Genomic DNA, 24,734 nt, shown 5'->3' with positions numbered 1-24,734 from the left:
TCTAGCGTTCGGTCTAAACGGATCTGGATCCTGGAGCCCGCCTCAGGAGGAGCAAAGGTACCTTCAAATTGGATGCATCCCGGCGAGGAAAGGGTAGATACGAACAAATCTGCTCATAGTAAAGGCTTTTCGCCGCCCGTTATCCACCCCACGACTAGATTTCTGCGTCATATCCGATTTTGGAGTATCGCTGCTCCCTTCGGCGTCGATTCTTCGAATACGAACCCTACATCTGTTACTTTTTCCCTAACGGAAGGACTCCCCGATGTCCACTGCTGCGACCGCACCAGCCGATCACTCCGGCGAAGTCACGCAAGGAGTAAACCCGTGGCTTATCGCAGCCTCGGTGATGCTCGCGACTTTTATGGAGGTGCTGGATACGGCGATCGCCTCGGTCGCGCTCCCTTACATTGCAGGATCTCTCTCCGCCTCAAATGACGAGGCAACATGGGTGCTGACCAGCTACCTGGTTGCAAATGCGATTGTTCTCCCGGCCAGCAACTGGTGTTCGCTGCGGTTTGGTCGCAAAAATTTCCTTGTGGGTTGCGTCATCGTCTTCACCATCGCTAGTTTTGCCTGCGGAGCCGCGCCTACTCTGGGACTGATGCTGCTTGCCCGCATCGTCCAGGGTGCGGGGGGCGGGGCTCTGCAGCCCCTCTCGCAGGCCATCCTGTTTGAGTCATTTCCACCGGCTAAGCGAGGAGCGGCAGCAGCCGTATTTGCCTTTGGTGTCGTCGTCGCCCCCGTGCTTGGACCCACGCTGGGAGGTTGGCTAACCGATACGTACTCCTGGCGCTATGCGTTCTACATCAATATCCCGGTCGGGATCCTTGCGGTCTTCATGATCAGCCGCTTCGTTCACGACCCGCCTTACATCAAGAATGCCAAGGTTCCTCCCTTCGATAATCTTGGCTTCGGGACCCTGGTGGTGTGGACGGGATGCCTGCAGGTCATACTCGATAAGGGGCAGGAGGATGACTGGTTTGGCGCTACCTGGATACGCTGGGCATTCTGCTTCATGATTACCGCTTTCGTATGGTGGATTTGGATATCGTGGCGTAAGAAGAACCCGTTGGTGAATCTGCGGGTGCTGATGGACCGGAACTTCGCTATCGGATGCCTTCTGATCTTTCTGTTTGGAGTCGCAATCTACTCCACCGTTACCGTACTTCCGCTGTTTTTCCAGGAACTGATGGGATACACGGCCTTCACGGCTGGAATTGTCGTAGCGCCCCGCGGCCTGGGAGCCATCTGCGGAATGCCTATCATTGGTTTTTTGTCCAACAAGGTAGATCCGCGTCTCCTGCTGACCTTCGGATTTGTCGTCTTTGGGCTCACGACCCTGTACTTCGGGAACGTCACATTGCAGCTCTCGCCGACGTCGCTTCTGATTCCCATCCTTATTACGGGATTTGGCCTTAGCTTTGTCTTCGTTCCGATCACTACGGCTGCATACGGAACGCTTCCGAATGAGCAGATCGGTAATGCCAGCGGATTGTTCAACCTGATGCGAAATGTGGGCGGGTCGATCGGAATTTCTGTCGCACAGACGCTTTTGACGCGCCGGTCGGCCGTGCATCAGAACCTGATCATCAACTCGGTGCCGGTCACAGGGCAGCAGTTTCAAAATTCACTGCAAAGTACGACCGGATTTCTCTCAGGCTTCTTCGGTCCGGCAAATGCGACTGCCCCGGCGCAGGCGACACTTTACCGCGAGCTGCAGCGACAGGCGTCGAACTGGGCATTTGTCGATGTCTTTCGCTGGCTTTCGCTGCTAAGCTTTGCCTGCGTGGTTGCAGTGTGGATGCTGAAAAAGGTCAAACCAGGGAAAGCTCCTGTTGGTGCCCACTAGGTCCCAGACGGTCGTTCCATTTTGGTGAAGCAGGTTGCGCCGGTCTCCTCCCCACCGGCTGCGATAAACTCGAAGTTTGCGAGTAAGTTGCAGGTCTGTAGGGAACGAAATGAGTTTGTTAGTACAGATTGTGTTCTGGATAGCCGCTATTGGTTCTGTGACCTCGACCATCTACTGCATGATGGTACTGGTCGCAGCTATCCGGTTCGGTCTGCGCCGCAGGCGAGAGGAACAGGCTGCCATAACTTCGACCTTCCTGCCGCCAGTCAGCGTCCTCAAACCGCTGCACGGTACGGAAGACGGACTTGAGAGGAACATCGAGTCCTTCTTTGAGCAGCAATATCCCTCCTTTGAGCTGCTCTTCTGTGCGCGGCACGACAGCGATCCTGGCCTTCAACTTGCCCGGCAGGTGGGCCAACGGTTCCCGCACGTCAACGCAAAGTATGTAACCTGTGGCGAACCGCCTGCCCACTTTCATAACGCGAAGGTGTTCTCTCTTGCGAAGCTGGACTCCATTGCAGATCACGATCTCTACATCACCAGTGACGCGGATGCGCGAGTCGCGCCAGACTACCTGCGCAAAATGGTACAGAACCTCAAGGATTCGAAGGTAGGTCTGGCTTCGAGCATCTACCTGGGAACGGTGCATCGCGGCTCCGCGGCTCGGCTCTCGTCTCGTCTCGATGCTGTCGGGAAGAGCGTCGAGATGAGTTCTGGCGTGATGGTTGCCGATATGCTCGAGGGGACCAAGTTTGCGCTCGGCGTAACCATGGCAGTCAGGAAGCAGTCTTTTGCTGAGGCTGGAGGGTTCGAAGAACTGGGTCAGTTCTATGCAGACGATTTTGTACTGGGAAATCGGCTCGCTACACGAGGCATAGGGGTTCTGCTGGCGAGTCACGTTATCCGATTGCTGGTCGAAGATACGCCCTTCTGGGTATCGTTCCGAAACCAGTTGCGCTGGATGCAGAGCACGCGCCGGTCAAGGCCCTGGGGACACCTTGGCAGCGGCCTGACGTTTGCGATGCCGTTCGGCATCATGGGGCTACTTTGGGGAGTGCTTAGCGGACATCCAGCTCTTGGAGTGGCATGGTTATTGGCGATGATCGTAAATCGCTGGGTGCAGGCCGGAACCGTTCTCAAGATGATGGGAGATGCTGACTGGCTCCACGGAATGCTGCTCTATCCATTCCGCGATCTGTTGGGAAGTGTGCTCTGGTTGGGAAGCTATGGCGGAGATCGCTTCTACTATCGCGGGCAGACGTATCGGCTCGGCGAGGGCGGTCGCGTCGAGAGCCGCTAGCGAACGCATTGCTCACTCAGAGATCGGTTGATCGAGAGCTTTCCCGCAACATTGCGCAGGGTAACTCGGGTTAGCGGTTGGTCAAAACCGTCTTGCCGCCGGCAGACGCGATAGTCCGTACGTTGCGGAAGCTGGCAAGATCCCTGGTTCTGGCCGCCGGATGATAGGTGAACAAAAAGACACGGCCTGGACCTGACCACAGACTCCGAAGCGTATCTTCGGTCTCAAAGATGTGAGGTGAGTCGGGCCAGAAGGCTCCATACCACAGGCCATTGACGTTGCCGTTGATCAGATGGATCTGATGGCGGGTATAGAAGATCAGCGATGAGCCTGAGGTGAGCTCGCCATCCAGAATGATCTGATCCTGCGGCTGAAGTCCCGCATGGTTAATGGCGAGAGCGAGATCTTTCGAGCCCAGGATTGGATAGAAGCGGCTCAGTCCCGCGTGAGCTCCCAGTAAGGTGACTGTCATTGCTGCGGCCAAGGTCAGGTTGGCCGCGTAAGGAAGAGCTCGTCGGCGAAGTAGGTAACTGGCGACTCCGACGATCAGCATGCCTGAAGCAACGACGATCAGGGGGCCGCGGAACAAGCCCATGGCGGCTGTGGTGAGATCGAAGACGTGGCCCAGTGAGAGGTTATAAAACTCAGGATTCGCCGCAAGCAGGGCAGCGATATCGGTGCCTGCCGGTGGCCGCGGCGCTGTCATAGCGAAATAACCGCAGACGAGCGCAACCAGTGTTGTAAAGGGGAGGAGGAACCAGAGGGTCCAGCCTAGAGTGGCTTTGCGCGCGAAGGCACTGTCTTTGTCGTTAAAAGCCTCGGCGCGGGCGAGGAGTCCGGCTGCCATCAGAGCCAGGGCAGGAATCGCAGGAAGGCTGTAGTACTCCTGCCGGCTCGAGACGGTGAAAAAGCCAAGAACGATGGCCGCCCAAAGAAGCAGCGATCGCGCAGCCTCGGATCGATGGCGCAATCCCAGAGTCTTACGGTTGCGCAAATCGCGGATATGGCTCTGAATTGCGGGGAAAAGAAATGGCGTCCACGGCATGACCCAGAGCGCGGTGAGCACCCAGAAGAGTGGAACCGGAACTTGCCCGTAGTCATGAGGGATGCGGCGTCCAAGGAAGCGGGCGATGTGTTCGTTGTACAGATAGAACCATGCCCAGCCTCCGTGTTCAGGCAAGCCTTGACCAGCGGGGAGTGAGATAGAAGGCGTGCGCAGCGCAGCCAGGACATGCCATGGTCCTGCGATGACGAGAAACATCAAACTCGACGTAGCTAGATGAAGCCGCGACAGAACGCGAAGCTGTCGCGTGATTGCGAGATAACCGAGAACGAACGTGATTGGAAACACAAGGCCAATCAGGCCTTTGGTCAAGACGTTGAGCGCCATCACAGCGGAAAAACCGAGGCAGGGCAGAAGCGCCGATCGTTGATCGCGGACGCGATCAAGTGCAATCAGAAGGAGATGAACTCCAAGTGTCATCCACAGCGCCAGAAGAATGTCAGGGATGTAGAACCGCGTGTAAAGATAGGGGCCGATGCTTGTGGCCAGCGCGAGGGCCGCGTAGAAGCCTCCGCGGTCCGGGGCGTGTGCGGGAGACACATCGCGGAAGAACCGGATGCCGAGCGCGTAGACCGCAAGAAGGAGTGCAAGCACTCCCATCGCAAGCGGAAGACGTGCCGCCCAGTCGTGATACCCAAAGACACGCATGGAGGCAGCGGCCATCCAGTACATCAAGGGCGGTTTATCGAAGAACCGCACACCGTTTATGTAGGGGGTGACGTAGTCGTGCCGCACGAGCATCTCGCGCGCAATTTCGGTGTAGATCGAGTCGACGTCATCGAGCAGACCTGGGGTGAAGAGTCCGCCAATCTGAAGGATGAGCCACGCGAGCGCGATGATTGCGACCGATCGCAGGCTCCAGGGGCGCGAATCGCGAGCGAATCCTGCAGCCGGCGTAGGAGCGGAAAACTCAGCAGTCGGTTGTGGATGAGTCACGGCGAATTGGGCTATGCCTGGATTCACTGATGATTCAACGGGTGATCGAGGGGACGGTCTGTGAAGAGAGCCTTACCGGAGGTTTCGGCGAGGAGGACCTTGTTGTTACCGAGAAGGAGGTCGATCTCGTCGCGTTTTTCCAGCGGCACGAAGAGGATCTTGCGCTGGCCAGTTCCCCAACTCTTCAGAAGCTGCTCATGAGTCAGGAAGATCGGCGGAGCATCGGGGAAGGTGGAGCCAAAGAGCATTGACGTGGATCGGCCGTCCACAAGGTAGACGATCTTTCCAAGATAGAAGGGAATTGAGGATCCGTAGGCCTGGTCACCGAACAGAAGAATCTGACTGTCTCGCGAAACAAGATGATCGTCTTCCAGCTTCTGGATCTTCTGTGCGAGATTTGCAGAAGAAAGCATAGGCGCGAAACGAATGAGCGCAATGTGAGCAGCGATCAGAAAGATCGCTGAAGAAAGTGCAATCGTTGTGGTCGAAGCGAGGTGACGCCGTCTGCTGCGAAGCAACCAGGCGATCGCCGGACCGAAGGCAAACGAAAGGGCAGCCAGCGATGCAGGAAGGCGAAGGGCAGCGAAGCTGGGACCGGTTAAATCAAAGAAATGGGACATGGAGAGCGTGTAGTCTCCAACTCCCCGATGTGCCAGCAGTTCGCCAATATCCGGAACGAATGGCAGCTTGCGAGAACTCCAGAGCCCATAGCCGAGCGCGACCGCGGCAGCTAGTCCAATGATGGTATAGGTGGCATGGGCAACGGTAATCCATCGACGTGATGCCTGGTCCTGATCGTAGGTCTTCTCAGACAGCACAACGGCTGCGCTCATCAACGTAAGCAGAGCCAGATACGCGGGAAAGGTGTAGTACTCCTGATTGGTTGAAATGGAGAAGAAGACGAGAACAAGTCCGGCATAGATGCCGAGGAGCCATGTGGTGTTCGACGCGAAGCTGTTCGCCGCTGCAGAACGCTTTCGAAGTCGCCAACCCTGGATCACCGCGAGTGGAGAAAAGAGGCTCCAGGGAAAAAGCCAGACAAGGTGCAGGCTCCAGAAAAGATAACCCGGCAGCTTGTTGTAGTCCTTCGGATAGCGTTTGCCCAGAAACCGGAGGAAGTGTTCGTTGACGAAATAAAACCAGAAGAACCCATGGCCGTTCATGCCACCGGTGTTTCTAAGACCCGCGAGGATGTGCCAGGGAGCTGCGATCAGCAGAAAAAGCAAGAGGCCGGTGACTGGCTTGATTCTGCTCAGGTTGCGCCACTGTGCTGTCAGCAGCAGGTAGATCATCGCTGCCCCAAAGAAAAATACAAGTGCGACAAGCCCCTTCGTGAGGACAGCCAATGCGAGAGCAGCCCACATCGTGTAGGCATGCAGGCTGCGACGAGGAGAGGGGTTCTCAAGCGCACGCAGCAGGCAGTAAAGCGATATGGAGAGAAACAGCGTCAGCAGGACTTCAGGGATGTAGATACGCGTGAAGAGAAATACACCGGTCGAGGTAAGAATCATCAGGCCGGTATAGAAGGCAGTGCGGTCGCCATAGGCACGGCGACTCCAATGAAATCCCAGTAGGCCGAGCAGAAGAACACCAATCGCTTCCGGCAAATGCGCAGCGAAGGTGTTGAAGCCGAAGATGCGAAAGCTGATCGCATCGAGCCAGTATGGCAGCGCAGCTTTCTCAAGATAACGGATCCCGTTCACCTTTAGGGTAACGAGATCCCCTGTGAGGACCATGTTGCGAGCCGCATTCGCGTGAGTAGCGTCAGCGTCGTCCAATAGAGGAGGCGCGAAAAGCGATGCAAAGAAGATCACCATCCACAACGAAGAGATTACGAGTAACGCTACCGATCTTGTCGGCCCAGCCGAAGACTGGGTTTGAGAAGAGGGTGAGGTGGTAGCCGGGGCGGAGATGGTTGGGCTTGTCATCGTAGAGAGTGCTTCTTTCAGGATAAATCGCGCTTCTCGAAAACGGGGAGTTCGCTTGGATCAGGAATCCTCGACCAGTTTCGTGTGATCTCTGTTTTAGAGATGTATCTTGCTTGTGGGGATAGATTTCGCGCATTTCGGAAGGTGAGGTGAGATGCCCACATTTGCAGCGGTGGATATCGGGTCTAACTCGTGTCGTTTGAAGATCGCCGAGGTGCAGATGCACCGGCTGAAGACCCTGCACGAAGATCGTGAGGTTACGCGCCTTGGAGAGAGCGTCTTCCAGACAGGTGCAATTTCGCCGGAGGCGATGGCAGCGACCATCCGCGCCCTCAAGCGATTTCACAAAGCAGTGCAATTGCATGTCGCCGATAAGGTTCGCGTGGTCGCAACCAGCGCCATGCGCGACGCACGCAACGCCGACGCATTCACAGAGTGGGTACGGTCCGCCACTGGCTGGAACGTCGAAGTCATCTCCGGGTTGGAAGAAGGGCGCCTCATTCACCTGGGAGTGGTAACGCATGAGGTCGGAGCCCGGGGACGTTGTGTGCTCATCGACCTGGGCGGAGGCAGCTGCGAAGTTACGATCTCCGACGGTGGCCGTATCAAATCGATGGTCAGTCTCCCGCTGGGTGCGGTTCGGCTGCAGCAGGAGTTTCTTACGACCGACCCGCCTGCTCGAGAAGATGTGGTTCGTCTGAAACAGTTCATCGACCGGGAACTAAAAAAGGCCGCCCGAAAAATAGGAACGCCCCGAGTCAGCCTCGTCATTGCGACATCGGGAACGGCGGCGGCCCTTGCCGAAGCCAGCGGCTACCTTCGCAAGAAAGCAGGATTCAAAGAGAAGAAGAAGTCTCTGGCCAACCGACGGGTTGAACATGTGGGCGCGCTGACTGCGGAGGTTCATGAGGTTCGGGCGCTCGCAGATCGGATGGTAAAGATGCGTGACGAGCAGCGAGCTGCTGTTCCCGGTATCGGACCGCGCCGTTCCGAGATTATCGTTGGCGGCGCGCTCGTCTACGCAACTCTGATGGAAAGGTTCGGTCTCAAGACCTTTCGCTACTCTGCATTGGGACTACGAGATGGGATGCTGGCCCAGATGCTGGGCGATGTTGACCTTCGTGCATCCGTTCATCAGAAGATTGAGAGTGAACGTTGGGCCGGCGTTCTCGAGGTGTGCCGTCGTTATGGTATTGAGCAGAGGCAGGTCGAGCCGGTAAGGCAGCACGTTGTCGAGCTGTACCGTGCTCTCGCGCGTGTCCACGATCTTCCGGAAGAGTATCGGCTGTGGCTAGAATCGGCAGCGATGATGCAGGATGTGGGCAAGTTCATGAACCACCAGGGGCATCACCGGCACACGCAATACATCATTGCGAACTCCGAGATCTTTGGCTTCTCTCCCGAGCAGAGGTCGATCGTAAGCGCTCTGGCCCGCTATCTTGGGAAGACTCGCCCCGACGCCATGGATCGGGTCATGAGGACCATCCCTCTTGAAGAACATATGAATGTGATCCGCGGCATCGTGCTCCTCCGACTGGCGGTTGCGCTCAACCAGGACCGTGCAAGCGCGACCCTGCGGATCCGCGTACACGTTTATCCCAAGCGAATTGTGCTGGAGCTTGCTCCCACCCGCGGCGGAGCGGAGTTGGAGGCCTGGTCGGTCAAAAAAGAGGCCGCTTACTTCCGTGAAATCTTTCGGCGCGAGCTCTTCGTCGAAGTGGTGTAGAGAGCGCGCACAGGTCGCGGGTCCAGCAGCCACTGCAGCGTTGCTGGGCCACGGTCGAACGTGACTCGCGCCAGAGAACCTTTCCGCAGACGGAGGTGGGGGAGTGTAGTCGCATCGGGACCGACCACTACACCGGCGAGAAACTGAACCAGGTTAGGATTGTGGCCGACCACCAGCAGATTCTCATACCCACGGCACTCGGCAAGCAGCCTTTGAAAATCGCGAAACGATGCATCGGGCGAAAGTGCATTCGATATAAGAATCTGGGACTCGTAGCCCATCTCTGTTCCGACCAGTGAAGCCGTCTGCACACTTCTCTTCAGCGGACTCGACACAATCAGGTCGAATTGCAGCTTAAGTTCGTTGAGGACATTCGCCAACTGCAGGCAGTATCGCTTGCCATCTTTATCGAGCGGGCGTTTGCGATCGAGAATAGGATTTGGCCGTTGCTCACCGGCAGATGCATGTCGAAGAATATAAAGATTCATATCGTCTTACCGATTTTAAAGCAGACACCTTTCTAATCCCAGTAAGGATCTCAGGGTCTATAACAGATCGCTGCCTAGCCTATTCTGTGATCGTCATCTTTGTCTTGCGACAGTCGTTCCCGCCGGCTGTCTGGATGTGCGGGCTCATGATGGAAGACTCCGGGGTCCGGCTCTTCCAGGGAGGGAGAAGCGGGCTCCGGGTTGGGTATCGGGTCCGGAGTCGCGAGAGGCTGTTCTCGCTCTCCTGACTGTACGAGCGGGTCGTCCGCTGACAACGGAGCAGGATAGATGGCGTTGAGAGGATCGGAGTTGTAGATCATCTCAACATGGTGAGGATGATCTGAGGACGATTCATGTGGCGGGGGCGGGATCTTCGTTGCGATGGGAATCGAACGCTTGTAGGAAGAGCTTTCGTGAGCAGGGTAGCTGTCTTCGTCGGTCATAATGGGGTGCTGCGCTACCAGGGATGTCTCGGCTCCACGCTGCCAGAAGCGCATAAACAACAGGATGGACAAACCGAGCTGTGCAACGAGGAACATCATCCAGGAGCGTGGCTGCGCGAGCATATGCATGGCAATCCGCGAAGCGAGGAAGGCAGAGGCGAAACCTGCCAGCGCGAGAACCAGAAAGACGATCCACGCACGGGCCAGGTGAGCGCGCAGGAGACGAAATGCCGGCCCAAGCGTCCGCCGAACCCGGCGATCGGGGCGCCCTGAGAATCGATTGTGCATACCAAGCTGAACCGTGTAAACCTCGACGAGGTCGAAGTAGAGCCGGAGCAGGGAAGCGATCAGAAGAATTACTACGGCACCGGCAAAAGTGAGGATCAGGGACGTTCGCCCTACGAAGCGATCGTCGATGAAAGCAGCCCAATGTCTCTGCAGAACGAAGAGCGGACCGAGGATTACTAAACCGGCAAGCACAGTGAGTATGGTGATGCGCACGAATCTCCAGAAGTGAAGGATTCCGTGCCGAAGCAATCTACTCAGCTTGGCCGGTTTGCGACGCAGGTAAATAGATAGCGTTCCGGGAACCAGAAGGAAATAGATCAGAAGATATGCAAGAACCGAGCCATGACTTGTCATGGCATTCAAGTCACTCGGATGATCGCCGCGAATGCGCATTGCGGTGTTCAGCACAACGGAAACATCAAACCCTGAAGCTTCTCGCTGAGAAGCGAGCGAATGGTTGAGAATGCCTGAGAGTTGCCTGTACAGAGGAAAGCAAAACGCCAGCGAGAGGCCGAGGTTGAAAGCATAGGTCCAGAGGAATGCCGGAAAGCGGCGTAGGGCGATGCCGAGACCATGGAAGAAGATGCTGCGGGTTCGGGGCATTGGCGGTGCCTTTCAGAAGCTGTCCTTCGATTTCTAATACAGGATGGCTCAGACGATCCAGGAGACCAGCTGAGCCAGGACTTGTTGGAACGCTGCCCAGAGAGCAGTCAGCTTGTGGGCCGGGATGCTGTTGCCAACTTCAGAGAAACTATTGTTGAAGAGATCACGTCGAGCGGAATGACGTGGTCAGGATCCAACTCGACCGTAACAACTTTCGCTGGACGCGAATAGGTGAAACGCTTCCAGCGGTCAGCGCCATCCCAATGCTCGCGAAGATGAGTGCCGTCGTCGAATGTGACCTCAGCGGTTACAGGAAAGATAAAGTCCCCCTTCCGGCGGAGGGTTACGGTGGAAAGATACTGAGCCTGTTTGGCGTTCGCGACCGGCGGTTCCCACCAGCGGGCGCGCTCCGATGAGAAGCTGTCAACGGCGTAATCAAGCATCTCGGTTCCATAAACTGCCTGATCGAAGAATGGCCGAAGCGTCGTAGGAACGTAGGTTGACTTGCCTGAAGAACTGGATGGAGGCACAGCGGGAGGGCAGGGGATCGATGTGCCCGGTGAGGTCTCCGCGGGAATGAAGGGACTGAGGCGAGTGAACGGTGTGGTAGTCGCTAGTGGTCCCGCCGCCGGTGAGCGAATCTCTATCGTACAGGGAGTAACTACATTCGCTTGGCTCGATGTATTGCCGCCGGAGAGTGGCTGCGCCTTGCCGCGAGCGACAGCGACCTCTTCGATCGTTCGCAGAAAGTCCTCGGTCGTCGGATGCTTGAAGCGGTAGCGCTCAAAGTAAGTACGCATCGCTTCATCCATGGTGTCCTTACCGATAATTCCCTCCAGCGTTGTCAGTAAGGTTGCGGTCTTTCCATAGGTCACGGCACCGTAGGACTGTTCGTTGCGGAACTTCCATGCAAAGCGTGTGACTGGATCGTAGTCCGGAGCTGTCAGATAAGAGAAGCGCTGCAGCGACCGATCGCTCAGATTCGCATAGCGTTGACGGATCGCGGAGGTGTTCTCGCCAAGAAGCGCGGCAAGCACCTTCACCTCCGTATACGAGTTGATTCCTTCATCCAGCCACGCCTCTTCGAACTCGTTTGAGGCCACCATGCCGTACCAGTACTGATGGCCGAACTCATGTTCAACCGTTAGCTCCGCAGCCTCGAAGATCCCCGTCCACGAGCCATCTCCAGTCACCAGCGTCGGGTACTCCATGCCTTCCATCTCCGAGCCAGGCTCGGGATCGACCACGGTGATGATCTTGTAGGGATAAGGCCCGTATCGTCGTTCGAACTCCGACAGCGCTCCACGCGTGATGTCCATATACCGCTGCCCAATTCGCGGATGCGCAGCAAGAGCAAGGATACGGATCTGGACCGGTCCTAGTGAAGAGAGATAGATCGAATCGGACACTACAAAGTTCGGACTGGCTGCGAAGGCGAAGTCATGGATGTCTTCACCATAAAAACTGAGCGTCTTCGTCCCGTCGGAGTTCGGCTGAGTGCCGGTGGGAACTCCACTTGCTCCGATGGTGTAGCGACGAGGAACCGTCAGACGCACATTGTAGGTGCCGAAGTCCGAGAAGAACTCGGTCGTCGCATGGTATTGATGGCAGTTCCAGGAGCCATGCCAAAACACGCCGATCTTTGGAAACCACTGCCCTCCCATGATGAAGTCACGCTTATAGCCGTTTCGTGCAACCGAGACCGGAAATTTGTCATGAAAGGTCAGATGGAAGGTGACCGATTCATTCGGCGCTAACGGGCGGGGAAGGACAACCTCGGCAACGGTGTGGTCGTTAAGATTGCCATCGTCGGGAGCCGTGAAGTGAAGAGTGCCAGTCAGATCGCCAAATCCATCAGCATCGACGTGTGAGACAGTAATCCCACCGATCTTTTCCTTCGGATAGGTATCACCGAGCGAATCTCGAATCCCACCGCCAGCCCGTGTCTCCGCGGTAAAGGTGGACTCAGGTCGAAACGCGTTTAGATAAAGATGAAAGGGGAAGCTCGTCAGGGGCTGACCTGTCAGGTTGCGGTAAGTCAGTGTCTCGGTCGCATCGAGGGTCTTCTTATCTGTATCCAGCCGCGCATCGATCGTGTAGGCGACCACACGTTCGGAAAGCGGCCTTCCATCGGGAGAGTTCGTAGCAATGCTCTGCTGCGCCAGCAACGCCGGCGTGGCGAGCAGAAGAGCGGCAGCGAGATAAGGACGCGTCATAGGCCGAAGTCTGATTACTTTCAATGGGATGCGGAAAACCTACCCCGAGTGACACCCATACTACGCTTTTGCAGATGTGCGGTTAGCTTTGCTTTCTTAAGATCGCTCAGAGAATTGCCAGGATTCTGCACTCAGCATTCCTGCCTGAAACAATCGCTGCTCGACAAGTGTGAATCCAGCTTCCAACAGGCACGATGAGTACTGCGGCAGCTTCGTCGTGCGCAGTCCCGTGAGCAGACGGAAGGCGAGGTACAGGCTGCGCACAAGGAACCATCCCGGCAGCCGCATGATCCCCGTTGGTATGCGAAAGTCAGAGACCACCCATCGAGCGCCTGGCTCGAGCGCCGGAGTGATACACCGGATCAATTCGTTGAGCTGAGGCTCCGTAAAGCAGTCCAGAAAGAAATGGCTTACAACAAGGTCGTATCGGGCGTCTTGGGGAGGTGTAAAGGAGAGAGCGTTCATCTGAACGGTCTTGAGCCTGCTCGAAAAAGCTGAGCAGCGATCGCGCAAAAGCCGGAGCATCTCGTTGCTGCTGTCGATCGCTGTCGCTTCCACATTCTTGTTCGCAGCGAGCAGCGCTGCAAGAAACCGGCCATCTCCATCTCCCAGAACAAGCGCCTTCCGCGCGTGAACCAAGTCGGGCAGAAAGTACATCCGTGTCCGTGCGAGCTTCTTGCCAAGGGTAAGGTACTCAAGCGTGCGATACGGCCGTGCAATGCGATCGAAGCTCGTACGATCCATCATAGGAACGGCACCATCAGCAGCGGAGTCAGCAATGCCAGGTCTGCCGCTGCGCGAAGTTCCACCCTTTCCATCTGATGACGCCGCAGATGCACCAGCAGAAGAGCTAATGCCGCGAGTGCAAGGGCAGCATGGAGAAATACCGAGACCCCGTGATCCAATACCGTGAGACCTGTGCTGATGACGAGCACTATGACCGTCAGTCCAGCAAGATGACGCAGTGCCAGCGCTGTGATTGGGTGAGGCTGCTGAGCTCCCGGCTGCGGATGCTCCCAGGCATAGATAAACAGACAGTTCAGGCTGCACAGCGCTGCCAGCAGCAGTGCCGCCGGGAGTAGTGGTATTCGGAGAGCGGGATCCCGTGCGACCGTCGGGATAAACGTCGCCGAAGCGAAACACACCCCCACAGCAATCTCTTTCGGTAGACGATGTGCGCTTCCGACCACGTGAATGATGACGAAGTAGCCAAAGACCAGACCTCCCAGCACCAGGTAAAGCCGAATCGCCTGCTCTGGAATACCCGGCAGAAGAAATGCCAGCAGGACGGAGGCGATCGCGATTCCAGCCATAAATCCGGCACGATGGTCGCTATGAAAATGATGGCGCGCTTCAAGCGTTTCGCTCGTCGGAGAAAGAGCGTCGAGTAGCCGATCCGCAGCGTAGAGCGTCCAGACAGCAGCGGCCATTGCAGCGAGAGAAGACCAGCGAAGGTGTACATGATTCAGGTGCGCGATAAACCATGTCCACATCACAGCCACAGACGGAGCATCCAGGGAGAGAAGGTGCCAGAGAGCCAGAACGGACCTCCTTCTTTCACCTCTCCCTGGATAGGATATCTCCGTCACCTCCACATTCTATGTGGCAGACGGTGTGTCTTCTCGAGCTGCCGATGAACCAGGAGCGACGACGTGCGCCTGGTGGGCAGGACGCGATCCCTCAGTCTCCGGTGAGGCGCGGTGTTGCTCCTCCTTCGCGCCTTTGGCCCAGAAACCCGGATCGATATCGGGAAACACGCTGTCCCGCCTCTCGATCTCTGCAAGCCGCGCCTCCTGCGCCAGAGTCAGATGTTCTGTCGCTTCAAACGTCTGCCAGAAGCTCTTCACCTCGTTGAACTGGTCGTGATGCGTGGTGAAGCGCATCTCCGCGTAGTCTCTCGCTGCACCCGTGGTAACAAGGAACTGCCAGTCCGAAGACTCCAACAACAGAAGTTCCCGGCAAAGCTGCTGCGCGATCCGGCAGCCCAGCTCCGAACTGCGCCATGCACCGTTGGTCGCAACCTCCCGAGTGAACAACTCAGCCGGGTAGAGGTGGGTGTAAGTCCAGCTCGTCTCCGGATTCATCCAGACATCGTTATGACCACCAGCGCCCCACGATCCCTCCGGCAGGGCGATCAATCCAGCCCGCGGATAGCGGTCAAGATACTCTGAGCACGAGATCATCTCGAGCCCCGTATCGTAGTCGTGCAGAATCCGCGCAACCGCTTCCAGCCACAATGTGCCTTCAAACCACCAATGCCCGAATAGCTCGGCATCGAAGGGCGCACAGAGAATGGGCGGTACCGGATCGTCGAAGCCGGACTTCAGCGCCTCATAGACAAGATGGACGAAATGGGAGGCGTGAGACTTGACTCGTTCTTCTGCTTCCTTCGGATTGTAGGGCTGCTTATCTCCAAGATCGACGCGGGGACCGGTTACACGCCAGTATTGGTGACCGCCCGGCCATCGCTTCTTATGGAAATCGAGATAAACACCGTCTCCTGGATAGCCGGAGTCACCGGACCACACCTGGATTCCGGTGCGTGGATCGCGGGGGAAGACTGTAGTGGCATGGCGCTTATCGTACGGACCATCCACATAATAGGGCTGATAAAGTGCACGATAGTCCGCATCGACCTTCGTCTGCTCGCCCGCGACGGCAAGCTCATGGAGAAGTTGATAGGGTGACGGAATCCGTTTCCCGTGCTCCACTAAATGCGTGTCGACGAAGAAGAATTCGATATCGCTCTCAGAGAGAGCCTCTTCCACACCAATGCGTTCAAAACCTGGCAGCGCAGGAGACCCATCGGCAAAACCCACTGGATAGTTCCAGAAGCCGGCTGGTCGATAGCCGCACTCCGGAGTCCACATGCCCCGGGGATGACGGCCCATGTGGCGGATGTGGGTCTTTACTGCCGTTCGAACCTGTGCTCGCAGGCTTTCATCTGTGCCAAGCAGGGGCATGTAGCCATGAGTTGCACCACACGTGATGACATCAATCAGGCCCGTCTCATTGAAGTGTCGGAAGCCGGTGACGATGTCTCCCTTAAGAGCACGAAAATCATCAAGAGCTTGTTGGAAGAAGCGATGCCAGAATCGTGCCGTTTCGGCGAGATGCGCCTCTCCCGACTGCATAAAGAAGGCCTCATCTTCACGGGCAGCGACGATCTTCCGGGTCAGGTACTTCGGAAATTCGGCGATGAAGACAGGATGAGAGAGCTGCTCCAGCAGGATGGGCGAGAGATTGAGATTGCACTGGAACCGGATCTGGTCCCGTTCCAGATTCCGGAGAACTCTAAGGAGGGGTAGATAGGTCTCTGCCGCAGCCTCGTGGAGCCACTCCATGCCATGCGGCCAGGTTCCGTGGTTTACGACATAGGGAAGATGCGCATGCAGGGTGAAGGTCAGATATCCCTTTGGCTGCTTCCCCGATTTGTTCGATGCCTGCGTCAAGGCAGATACCTCGCATGGGTTGTGGTGGTAAATGTCCACCACGGTCGCTCATGTTTGCTGCTGAAAAAGCTGAGTCTACACCGATACGAGTGGCAGATTCCCAGCGGGAAAAGCGGGCCTCTCCTTGCGGAAGGGGCCCACTCTGCTAAACGCTATGATGCTCCAGACAAGACGATGGTTACTGGGGTTGGTCCTGTCCTGCCGGGTCAGAACTGATCGGACGGCGCCTCTGATGGTTGCTGGGGGTGCTCAGGGTGTCCGATGTGGGAACTCGCAACGTTAGAGTGTTGGTCAGAGCGAAGTTAACCAGGCTTTCTGAGGGTATCTTTACCTGTTCGCCACGGGTGACGGTGTTGGCTCCTGCACCTACGCCGGCGCCGGCGGCTGAACCGATAGCCGCACCCCGGCCACCGCCTGCGATAGCACCGATAATTGCGCCAATTGCAGCACCACCGCCCACCTTCGCCACCGTATTCTTGCCTCGTCCCTTGCCCTCCACGGTGTATGGCTCAGTAGCGACGGAAAGTGAATCGCCGTGGCGGTTGATGCTGACCAGTTCGATGGAGAGAAGAGAGCTGCCCTTGTAGTGGGCTGCTTCATGAACGGCGGTGACGCGCCCGTTTACGCCGGTGCCCTGGCGGATTGCGACCAACCCGTCCGCCATGACGTCGGTGGCAACCGTGCCTGAGAAGCTCTGTCCCTGCTGTGTTGTCCCGCTGTCAAGCGGCTGGGTGATCCGCACAGGAATGGTTGTTCCGGCTGGGATCGTGACTGTCCGAAATGCGGGTGGCGGAGGAGGAGCGGGTGTGGGAGCCGCGATTGGTGCAGGGGCTGGCTGCGGAGGAGGAGGCGGTGGCGGTGCCGTCTCGGCCGTCTCGCGTTCTATGGGAGCAGGGTGGTGGGCTCGTCGCCGTTCGGCAGAGCTGTTTTCCGCGCTTTCCGGCTTCCGTTCAACCTTGGGTTTCGGAGCCACGGCAGGAGGTGGAACTGCGGCCATCGGGGCCGGTGCCTGGACCGACAGGTTGTTCACGACGGTCTTGATGCCGGAGATCTGCGCGACGTCGGCAGCTGCCAAGGAACGTGCGGCCTCGCTGCTGACACTTCCGTTAAGCGTGACAACTCCATTCTCAACCCCGGCCTGGATTGATTCGGATGCGAGTGCTCCATCCGAGGAGAGGCGGCTTTGGACCTCTTTGTTCAGGCTCCCATCATCGACGGCAGGTGCGGCGGGGGTATTGCTCTTGCACCCCGTAAGTCCAAGGCCCACCGTGAGAAGAGCTGCTACAGCGAAGTTGCGTGGGGAGATACCGATATCGTGAATGTTCATCAGAGTTGATCTCTTTCATGCAAAGCAAAGCTTTGCTACCTTCAAAGACTCTAAATCAGTCTCAGGGACTCGGACTGTAACGAAAAAAGTTGGGGTGAGCCTCTTTGACCAACATTTAGCTCTTGGCATCGCCCGGAATAGCGTGGCTTAGAAAGCGTCAGAAGGAGCTCCATCCGGGCCACAAGCGGGCGCGCGCAACCCTCCGCATGCCGGGGGCATCCACTCGTAAGACGGTTTGCCAGGGTTAGACGGCACGATGGGAACCGGAACTTGAAGCCTCTCAAACCTCCGGAGCGCACGTAAACTGTTCAACTCCGAAGAGTTATTGAGATATAACAGGTTCAGTGGAACAGCGGGCCCTATCGGCTCCCGATCTGAGATAAGAGAAAGAAAGAGGAGATAGGCAATGTCAGATATCGACAACGGCGCAAATGGACTGGGGTGGTTTCTCGCAGGTCTGGGCATAGGAGCTTTGGTCGGTGTTCTCTACGCGCCAAAGTCGGGGCGTGAGACGAGGGATGAGTTGCTGGCCAGCGCTATGGACGCGAAGGAGCGCGCAGCGGAATACGCGGCTCAGGGTCGCGACCGCGCAACTCAGCTCGCCGAGCAGGGAAAACAGCAGGTCAATGAGTACGTGGATCGCGGCAAGGAATACTACGACCGTGGCAGAAGCCAGTGGTCCGAGTACGTTGAAAAAGGCAAGGGGCTGATTCACGAGCAGCAGGATAAGGTGAGTGCGGCGATCGATGCGGGCAAGCAGGCGTATGCCAGTTCGACCGAGCAGTCCTAAACGGAAACTTTGAATTGGGGCTAAGCACCATGAGGTGCTCAGCCCCGTTCTTCGTATTGGCAGGTTTATGAGAGAGGCAGCATGATGATCTTCGCAAACTGGCTCGAGGATCCGGGATCAATCTCGTCCGGCAACTCGCGGCTCCTGATGTTCTTTGTTGCCATGGTTGCAGTAGCCATGGTGGCCCAGGCCGCGGTTGTTATTGTGGCGGCCATTGGCGCCGCTAAAACGAGGAAACAACTGCTCTCCATCGCTGAAGAGATCAGGTCGAAGTCGCTTCCGGTCATCGAAGGCGCCCAGGGGATGGTTCACGAGCTGCAGCCGAAGTTTCGTACCCTGACCGACAATCTCGTTGAAACCACCAATATCGTGCGTGAAAAGGCATCCGAGTTCGATTCCACGCTCTCCGAGGTTAATCACCGTGCGCTAGCTCAGACCGCCCGGGTTGACGGCATGGTGACCTCAGTTCTGGACTCGACTGCGGGGATCGCTACTACGTTGCAGAAGAGCGTCTCCGTTCCGGTGAAGGAGTTTCACGGTTTGATGAACGGTCTCAAGGCCGGGATCGACGTCCTCGTCGGCGGCCGCCGGAAACCACATACTGTTTATCCAGAGCATGCTGTTTATCCAGAGCCGGCAGCGGGCGAGGTCAGTCCGTTTGCGTCGGGTGCGCGACGCTTCCGCGAAGAAGAGCCTCGGCTCTGATTTGCCAGGCTGTTCTCGTCTGGATCAGAGGATCCAGCCTCCGCCTACAACCTCATCCTGCTGGTAGAAGACGACTGACTGTCCTGGAGTGATGGCCCGCTGAGGCTCGTCAAACACCGCGGCAACTTTGTCCTGCCCGACACCTTTGAGGGTTGCGGGGGCGGGTGTGTGACGATGCCGGATCTTCGCGGTTACGCGAACCTCTTCATCCGGAGCAAGACCAGGAATGGAGATCCAGTTGAGGCGGTTGGCCGTGAGCTCCCGCGATAGCAGTTCTTCGTCTGCGCCCACGGTGACGCGGTGAGAATCAGGATGAATCGCGAGGACGTACAGCGGATTCGGAGAACTTACGCCGAGTCCTTTGCGCTGGCCGACCGTGAAGCTGTGGATGCCTTGATGATGCCCGATGACTTCGCCTGAGCTCGATACCAGCTCGCCCGAGAGATCGGGCATCGCCTCATGCTGCTCCTCGAGATAGGCCTTGAGGAAGGTGCTGTAATCGCCGCCGGGAACGAAGCAGATCTCCTGCGAGTCGGGCTTCTGGGCGACATAGAGGCCTGAGTCCTGAGCGATCTGGCGAACTGCGGGCTTCTGCATCTCTCCGAGCGGGAAGAGAGTTCGCGAAAGCTGCTCTTGGGTCAGGCCGAAGAGGAAGTAAGTCTGATCCTTGGTATGGTCGGCCGGGCGGGAGAGGATCCAGCGATTGCGCGCGGGATCGAAGTGATTGCGCGCATAGTGACCGGTGGCGATGCGGTCGGCGCCGATCTGGCGCGCTGTGAGCAGGAGCTGGTCGAACTTGAGGTGGTTGTTGCAGAGGGTGCAGGGAATCGGCGTGCGCCCGGCGAGATACTCGTCGACGAAGGGGCGGACGACATCGGCCTCGAAGCGTTCCTGCTGGTTGACGACGTAGTAGGGGATACCAAGCTGCTCGGCGACGGCGCGAGCGTCGTAGACGTCATCCAGCGAGCAGCAGCGGCCCTGAACCGCTTCCGGCATGCCTTCATGCCCCGCGAGGCGGCGCTGATTCCAGAGCTGGAGGGTGAGGCCAACGAGGTCGTGTCCTTCCGAGCGCAGGATGGCGGCGACGGTCGAGGAGTCGACTCCGCCGGACATGGCGACTGCGATCGTGTTGTTTGGCTCGCTGGACATCTCTTCTATTTTCTCACTGTCCGGGCCGAGGGGACCCCTCCCCCTATTTATTGCGCAAAATCTTCAATCGACAGAACTTAGGTCTGGACCAACATCGAAGTGAAGGTTCCGCAAAGCTAATGGGCGAACTCGTCCCAACAGAATCTTTGATGACTCATCCTTCAGGTGAGCCCGGGCTTTCGGCTTCTTAAAGTATATCGGGATACCAACAATGAATCGGCATCTTGTATCGGTACTGGTTTGTGGAGGTTAGCTCTTATACGGTCTTGACAGCCGGGTCTTCGCCCAAGGGCGGCCTGCCCGGCAGAAGCGGCAGGAGCGTGGAGTGCCTGTCACTGTATCTTGACCGACCTGCAGCATAATCAGATGAGTTTCCTCCAAAGGCCCATTCCAACCATTTCCTATTCAGAACCATAAGGAGAAAGATATGCCGTTTATCACGACCAAAGACGGAACTCAGATTTTTTACAAGGACTGGGGCACGGGGCAGCCGATTGTGTTCCATCATGGCTGGCCCTTGAGCGCGGACGACTGGGATGCGCAGATGATGTTCTTCCTCCAGCATGGATATCGCGTGATTGCGCATGACCGGCGCGGTCACGGACGTTCGACCCAGACCTCGGGTGGCCACGAGATGGACACCTATGCGGCGGATGTGGCGGAGCTTACGACGGCGCTCGACCTGAAGGATGTGATTCACATCGGACATTCGACAGGTGGTGGCGAGGTGGTACGTTACGTGGCGCGTCATGGTCAGGGGCGTGTGGCCAAGATGGTTCTGGTCAGCGCGGTTCCGCCGATCATGGTGAAGAGTGACAAGAATCCCGGCGGACTCCCCATGGAGGTCTTCGACGATCTCCGCAAGCAGCTTGCAGCGAACCGCGCGCAGTTCTACCGTGAGGTGCCGATGCCGTTTTATGGCTTCAATCGTCCGGGAGCCAAGGTGATTGAGGGAGTGGTGGACAACTGGTGGCGTCAGGGTATGATCGGGGCGGCCAATGCGCACTATGAGTGTATCAAGGCATTCTCGGAGACGGACTTCAACTCGGACCTCGAGGCGATCACGGTTCCGACGCTGGTGATGCATGGCGACGACGACCAGATTGTGCCGTACGCGGATGCGGGGGTCCTGTCGGCGAAGATTATTAAGGGCGCGAAGCTGAAGATCTACCCGGGTTATCCGCATGGAATGCTGACGGTGCATGCGGATGTTCTCAATCCGGACCTGCTGGAGTTTATTCGCAGCTAGAGATGGGAACTCGTCGGGCGGAGCTTAGGGAAGCTTGCGTCAGAAGGTTGGTTCCAGATGGAGTCCTCTGAAGAGGAACTCCATCTGGAACTTTGTTTTAGAAGGGACCGCCATAGCCCAGCAGTTTGAAGAGACCGTTGCCGGTCTTCCACGTACTGTCGGACTCGTTCTCGATCAGATCGCGGAAGACCAGGTGCTGGATCTCGGATTTGATCTGCTGGAAACGGAGGGAGCTGGGATCGAGGGGACTCCCGGGGAGGGGAGCCGCCAACTCGTTGGGGATGTAGTTCTGGGTGAGCTGGTCGTAGCCCTGTTCCGCGCGGTAGTCGTTGGGACGGCTGTCGAGCTCAAGCTGACCACCCCGGGTGGAGTAGTCGTAGAACTCGAGCTGTACGGTACTGGGGTCGATGGTGGTTGAGGCGGGCTTCCAGTCGGAGTAGACCCCGACCTTGGACGTGTTGGTGCGAAGCGCGAGGATGTTGGTGGGCGACTGATTGAAGTTGTAGTATCCGGGCGCGATCTCGTCGGTGGCGAAGAGAACGTAGGATCTGCCCGGAGCCCAGCGGGATTTGAGCATGGAGTACATGTCGTGCCGGTTGGCATAGATCTGGTTATAGGGTGCCTGGGTGAGCCAGTGGGTGTTGCCCTTGTAACCCATGGTTACCAGCATGAGCAGAAGATCGACCGAGGAGCAGAGGCCGGTGCGGACCGTGTTGGTGTCTCCGGTGAAGCGACCGCTTGGATCCATCACGATGAGAGGGATGTGGAGGCACTCCTCGTAGACGGTGCCGATCTTCCCCTGGACGAAGCCGTGAGCGCCGCTGTATTCGCCGTGGTCGGAGGCGAAGACGATGACGGTGTTGTCGATGACGCTCTGCGGCAGCTTTTGCAGCTGATCGAGGACGGCTCCGATCTGCTGATCGACGATCTGGGTGACCTGGGTATAACTGTCGAGTCCGCGCTGCCAGTAGTAGAAGGGCGACTCGCCGATTCCAACACCGAGATCGCCCTTGCCGTAGGGTTTGACCTGAAAGCCGAACTGGAGCGGGTTGGGCGTGATGCCTCCCCAGACAGCGGTTGAGAACTCCTGGATATAGGTGTGGGTAGTGGGCTTTTTACGCTGGGCGTACTGGTTGGGGGACTCCCAGTTTGGCGGGAGGAGCGGATACCCATACGGCGGGGGTGACTTCAGCTTGTTGGTTCTCCAATTGACCAGCGGCGGGGTGGAAGAGAAGTCGATGAACTGGGCAAGCTGATTGGAAGGATGACGATCGTTGTAGCGAGCGAAGAGGTCTGTGTAGGTGACGAACTCGGTTCCGGCGGGGAAGAACTCCCGGTCATGCGGATTGACGAATCCGACGGTCAGACAGAACGGTGCGTCGGTGGTCTTGACGTTTTGCAGGTAGGAGACGGCCTGATCGGCGGTATAGGCGTCGTTGTGAAACTGCGGACTGTCGATGAAGTCACCGTAGGTTCCCTGCAGATTGCTTCCCGTAGGATCCGGAGGGCTGTTCCAGTCAAATCCATAGGCCTGGGTATCGCTGGGGCCGGAGGGAACGGAGACGTGCCACTTGCCGAAGTATGGCGTGGTGTAGCCTGCGGTGCGAAGCAGCCTGCCGTAGGTAGGAAACGCAGGGTTGAGGACCGGACAGAGAGGATTGTTAAGGATGGTGGTCATCAACCAGCTCTGATGGGAGTAGAGGCCGGTGATGATGGTGCCTCGTGCCGGGGTGCAGGCGTTCGCCGCAGTGTGATAGTTCGAGAACTTGACTCCCCTTCTCCAGACGTACTTGTAGAGATTGGGCATGAAGCGCCTGAAATAAGTCTCAGCGTCATTGACTCCGATGGGGAAGACGGACGGCCACCGAAGCTCGTCGACGAGGATGAAGATGATGTTCGGTTTGGGGCCCGGCTCGGTCTGGTTTTGCGCGAAGCCAAGGCGGCTGGCGACACCTGCGCCTGCAACTGCGGCGGTTGACTTGATGAATTCTCTACGCTTCATTCTTCTCTCCGTTTCGTGAGCCGGGAACGATGCTGGACGCACGAAGAGGCGTCAGGATGGTCCTGATAGGCTCGTGATCGTAATTTCTGGGCCGGGGCCGGGAGGTGGCGTACGAAGGGCCGGTGCTATCCCGATTCGCGGGAGTATTGCTGGCCGGGAGCTGAGATGGATGGCGATGGGCCGGAGGGGTGCTCGCAGCGAAGATGCTCGATCGTGCGACGGATGAATCGTAAGCTGGGCCGTGACTGCAGTCAAATCAATTTATTGGAGGCATCGCGGCAGCGGGTGTGTTCTTCGGCGTGTCCTCACAGGGATGGAGCCGTTCAGCGCGTGAGTGCTGACCTGCCTAAAGTTGGTGTGTGGCATACGACGTTTCGCGTCATCTTTGCATCTTTCTGTGGCAGTGAGAGGGAATTTTTCCGAGGCGTTGAACGCACATCATAAGGCAGATGCCGACCTTTCCAGAGGCGGGTCGCCAGGATGTCCTCGGACAGGGTGTTACCTTCTTCTGCCCGTGATGATCGTTCATTGCTGAACGGCTTATATGCCGTATCTACCTGGCCATGAGAACGGCTGGCCAGGAACGACACGCGACGTGGCCTGCACGGTAAGGCTGGAGAAGATGGCAAGCCCCTTTAAAAATGGGGATTGAGATATGCCAGAGGTACAGGATTCCAAAGAAGAGCGGAGTGTGGAGGAGTCGGGACTTTCGAAGGTCAATGACGAACTGACTCTGGGATACGATCGTGACTTTGAAGCGCAGTGGTGGCGTATCGAACTGGGCCTGTGGGTCTTTCTTGCGATCGCGATGATCCTGGGGCTTACGGGACTAAGTGGACGTGGACCCTTGGCACACAAGCAGAGCGGCACACCGGATGGAGCGCTGACGGTAGTTTACGAGCGTATTGCCCGGTACAAGACTCCTGGTGTGATGACGGTTCGGGTTGAGCCACAGTTGTATCGCGACGGCAAGATTTATCTCTGGCTGAATCGAGCGATGATCGAGCGGATGGGACTGCAGCGCATCATCCCGCAACCGGCGGTTTCGCTGCCGGGAGATGATGGCATCGGCTATGTCTTTCCGGTCTCGGACCCTACGAAGCCGACCTTGATCTTCTTCGCCAACGAGGTGAGTTCGCCGGGAATTTATGAAGAAGAGCTGAAGACGGATCCGCAGCACGATCTGTTCCTTCGGGCACTTGCTCTTCCATAGGAGA

Annotated in this window: 18 protein-coding genes; 7 read left to right on the top strand and 11 right to left on the bottom strand. The window is 57.4% G+C overall.

Translation table 11 applies throughout. From position 1 onward, the window contains the following. The first annotated feature begins 265 nt into the window (after positions 1-265). Together JAO29_RS12380 and JAO29_RS12375 are read left to right on the top strand one after the other, a co-directional pair. Positions 266-1,852, top strand: a complete 1,587-nt coding sequence (locus JAO29_RS12380) for a DHA2 family efflux MFS transporter permease subunit (RefSeq protein ID WP_334268529.1) — start codon at positions 266-268, stop codon at positions 1,850-1,852. A gap of 109 nt (positions 1,853-1,961) precedes the next feature. Beyond that, a complete protein-coding gene (locus tag JAO29_RS12375; RefSeq protein ID WP_334268528.1) occupies positions 1,962-3,152 on the top strand; it encodes a glycosyltransferase in 1,191 nt (396 codons plus the stop codon). A gap of 70 nt (positions 3,153-3,222) precedes the next feature. Here the strand turns inward: JAO29_RS12375 and JAO29_RS12370 are convergent, their stop codons facing one another. Both JAO29_RS12370 and JAO29_RS12365 read right to left on the bottom strand, forming a co-directional pair. After that, positions 3,223-5,178 (bottom strand): ArnT family glycosyltransferase, encoded by a 1,956-nt coding sequence (locus JAO29_RS12370; protein ID WP_334268527.1) that lies wholly within the window; start codon positions 5,176-5,178, stop codon positions 3,223-3,225. Then, positions 5,175-7,079 (bottom strand): ArnT family glycosyltransferase, encoded by a 1,905-nt coding sequence (locus JAO29_RS12365; RefSeq protein ID WP_334268526.1) that lies wholly within the window; start codon positions 7,077-7,079, stop codon positions 5,175-5,177. Before JAO29_RS12365 ends, JAO29_RS12370 begins: the two co-directional genes overlap by 4 nt. Positions 7,080-7,233: 154 nt before the next feature. On the opposite strand from JAO29_RS12365, the gene JAO29_RS12360 reads away from it, so the two are divergent. Then, positions 7,234-8,805 (top strand): Ppx/GppA phosphatase family protein, encoded by a 1,572-nt coding sequence (locus JAO29_RS12360; protein ID WP_334268525.1) that lies wholly within the window; start codon positions 7,234-7,236, stop codon positions 8,803-8,805. Here JAO29_RS12360 and JAO29_RS12355 read toward each other — a convergent pair. The 7 genes from JAO29_RS12355 to JAO29_RS12325 form a co-directional block, all read right to left on the bottom strand. After that, complete coding sequence (locus JAO29_RS12355) at positions 8,757-9,293, bottom strand: SixA phosphatase family protein (RefSeq protein WP_334268524.1); 537 nt, start codon at positions 9,291-9,293, stop codon at positions 8,757-8,759. The genes JAO29_RS12360 and JAO29_RS12355 overlap by 49 nt on opposite strands. 74 nt (positions 9,294-9,367) lie before the next feature. Further along, positions 9,368-10,627 carry a hypothetical protein gene (locus JAO29_RS12350; RefSeq protein ID WP_334268523.1) on the bottom strand — a complete coding sequence of 420 codons (1,260 nt, stop codon included), beginning with the start codon at positions 10,625-10,627 and terminating at the stop codon, positions 9,368-9,370. Between the two features lie 107 nt (positions 10,628-10,734). Next, positions 10,735-12,843, bottom strand: coding sequence for a M1 family metallopeptidase (locus JAO29_RS12345; protein WP_334268522.1), 2,109 nt, complete (start codon positions 12,841-12,843; stop codon positions 10,735-10,737). A gap of 96 nt (positions 12,844-12,939) precedes the next feature. Continuing rightward, positions 12,940-13,590 carry a class I SAM-dependent methyltransferase gene (locus tag JAO29_RS12340; RefSeq protein WP_334268521.1) on the bottom strand — a complete coding sequence of 217 codons (651 nt, stop codon included), beginning with the start codon at positions 13,588-13,590 and terminating at the stop codon, positions 12,940-12,942. Then, the gene (locus tag JAO29_RS12335; protein ID WP_334268582.1) at positions 13,587-14,336 is read right to left on the bottom strand and encodes a hypothetical protein; all 750 of its coding nucleotides are present in this window, start codon (positions 14,334-14,336) and stop codon (positions 13,587-13,589) included. Before JAO29_RS12335 ends, JAO29_RS12340 begins: the two co-directional genes overlap by 4 nt. A gap of 105 nt (positions 14,337-14,441) precedes the next feature. Continuing rightward, positions 14,442-16,295: a glycoside hydrolase family 57 protein gene (locus tag JAO29_RS12330; RefSeq protein WP_334268520.1), complete on the bottom strand. Its 1,854-nt coding sequence runs from the start codon at positions 16,293-16,295 to the stop codon at positions 14,442-14,444. 178 nt (positions 16,296-16,473) lie between these two features. Then, the gene (locus JAO29_RS12325; RefSeq protein WP_334268519.1) at positions 16,474-17,622 is read right to left on the bottom strand and encodes a BON domain-containing protein; all 1,149 of its coding nucleotides are present in this window, start codon (positions 17,620-17,622) and stop codon (positions 16,474-16,476) included. Positions 17,623-18,028: 406 nt separating this feature from the next. Between JAO29_RS12325 and JAO29_RS12320 the strand changes: the two genes are divergently transcribed. Both JAO29_RS12320 and JAO29_RS12315 read left to right on the top strand, forming a co-directional pair. Beyond that, positions 18,029-18,412 (top strand): YtxH domain-containing protein, encoded by a 384-nt coding sequence (locus JAO29_RS12320; RefSeq protein ID WP_334268518.1) that lies wholly within the window; start codon positions 18,029-18,031, stop codon positions 18,410-18,412. 81 nt (positions 18,413-18,493) lie between these two features. Then, positions 18,494-19,117 (top strand): hypothetical protein, encoded by a 624-nt coding sequence (locus JAO29_RS12315; protein WP_334268517.1) that lies wholly within the window; start codon positions 18,494-18,496, stop codon positions 19,115-19,117. Positions 19,118-19,141: 24 nt separating this feature from the next. On the opposite strand, the gene mnmA is transcribed toward JAO29_RS12315, so the two are convergent. Beyond that, positions 19,142-20,266 carry a tRNA 2-thiouridine(34) synthase MnmA gene (mnmA, locus tag JAO29_RS12310; RefSeq protein ID WP_334268516.1) on the bottom strand — a complete coding sequence of 375 codons (1,125 nt, stop codon included), beginning with the start codon at positions 20,264-20,266 and terminating at the stop codon, positions 19,142-19,144. A 427-nt stretch (positions 20,267-20,693) separates the two neighbouring features. On the opposite strand from mnmA, the gene JAO29_RS12305 reads away from it, so the two are divergent. After that, positions 20,694-21,515: an alpha/beta fold hydrolase gene (locus JAO29_RS12305; protein WP_334268515.1), complete on the top strand. Its 822-nt coding sequence runs from the start codon at positions 20,694-20,696 to the stop codon at positions 21,513-21,515. A 97-nt stretch (positions 21,516-21,612) separates the two neighbouring features. On the opposite strand, the gene JAO29_RS12300 is transcribed toward JAO29_RS12305, so the two are convergent. Then, entirely contained in the window at positions 21,613-23,517 is a 1,905-nt protein-coding gene (locus JAO29_RS12300) for a sulfatase-like hydrolase/transferase (protein WP_334268514.1), read from the bottom strand. A 655-nt stretch (positions 23,518-24,172) separates the two neighbouring features. Between JAO29_RS12300 and JAO29_RS12295 the strand changes: the two genes are divergently transcribed. Then, positions 24,173-24,730, top strand: a complete 558-nt coding sequence (locus tag JAO29_RS12295; protein WP_334268513.1) for a hypothetical protein — start codon at positions 24,173-24,175, stop codon at positions 24,728-24,730. Positions 24,731-24,734: the final 4 nt, after the last annotated feature.

This window comes from Edaphobacter sp. HDX4 (genome assembly GCF_036877565.1).
Taxonomy (GTDB): Bacteria; Acidobacteriota; Terriglobia; order Terriglobales; family Acidobacteriaceae; genus Edaphobacter.
The sequence above is the reverse complement of the archived record's forward strand: the minus strand, read 5'-3'. Positions and strand labels throughout refer to the sequence as shown.

What these genes read in the sequence shown, in the direction of transcription:
- JAO29_RS12380 (WP_334268529.1), top strand. Translation starts at nt 266, where the DNA reads ATGTCCACTGCTGCGACCGCACCAGCCGATCACTCCGGCGAAGTCACG.
- JAO29_RS12375 (WP_334268528.1), top strand. Translation starts at nt 1,962, where the DNA reads ATGAGTTTGTTAGTACAGATTGTGTTCTGGATAGCCGCTATTGGTTCT.
- JAO29_RS12365 (WP_334268526.1), bottom strand. Translation starts at nt 7,079, where the DNA reads ATGACAAGCCCAACCATCTCCGCCCCGGCTACCACCTCACCCTCTTCT.
- JAO29_RS12360 (WP_334268525.1), top strand. Translation starts at nt 7,234, where the DNA reads ATGCCCACATTTGCAGCGGTGGATATCGGGTCTAACTCGTGTCGTTTG.
- JAO29_RS12355 (WP_334268524.1), bottom strand. Translation starts at nt 9,293, where the DNA reads ATGAATCTTTATATTCTTCGACATGCATCTGCCGGTGAGCAACGGCCA.
- JAO29_RS12350 (WP_334268523.1), bottom strand. Translation starts at nt 10,627, where the DNA reads ATGCCCCGAACCCGCAGCATCTTCTTCCATGGTCTCGGCATCGCCCTA.
- JAO29_RS12345 (WP_334268522.1), bottom strand. Translation starts at nt 12,843, where the DNA reads ATGACGCGTCCTTATCTCGCTGCCGCTCTTCTGCTCGCCACGCCGGCG.
- JAO29_RS12340 (WP_334268521.1), bottom strand. Translation starts at nt 13,590, where the DNA reads ATGATGGATCGTACGAGCTTCGATCGCATTGCACGGCCGTATCGCACG.
- JAO29_RS12335 (WP_334268582.1), bottom strand. Translation starts at nt 14,336, where the DNA reads ATGTGGACATGGTTTATCGCGCACCTGAATCATGTACACCTTCGCTGG.
- JAO29_RS12325 (WP_334268519.1), bottom strand. Translation starts at nt 17,622, where the DNA reads ATGAACATTCACGATATCGGTATCTCCCCACGCAACTTCGCTGTAGCA.
- JAO29_RS12320 (WP_334268518.1), top strand. Translation starts at nt 18,029, where the DNA reads ATGTCAGATATCGACAACGGCGCAAATGGACTGGGGTGGTTTCTCGCA.
- JAO29_RS12315 (WP_334268517.1), top strand. Translation starts at nt 18,494, where the DNA reads ATGATGATCTTCGCAAACTGGCTCGAGGATCCGGGATCAATCTCGTCC.
- mnmA (WP_334268516.1), bottom strand. Translation starts at nt 20,266, where the DNA reads ATGTCCAGCGAGCCAAACAACACGATCGCAGTCGCCATGTCCGGCGGA.
- JAO29_RS12305 (WP_334268515.1), top strand. Translation starts at nt 20,694, where the DNA reads ATGCCGTTTATCACGACCAAAGACGGAACTCAGATTTTTTACAAGGAC.
- JAO29_RS12300 (WP_334268514.1), bottom strand. Translation starts at nt 23,517, where the DNA reads ATGAAGCGTAGAGAATTCATCAAGTCAACCGCCGCAGTTGCAGGCGCA.
- JAO29_RS12295 (WP_334268513.1), top strand. Translation starts at nt 24,173, where the DNA reads ATGCCAGAGGTACAGGATTCCAAAGAAGAGCGGAGTGTGGAGGAGTCG.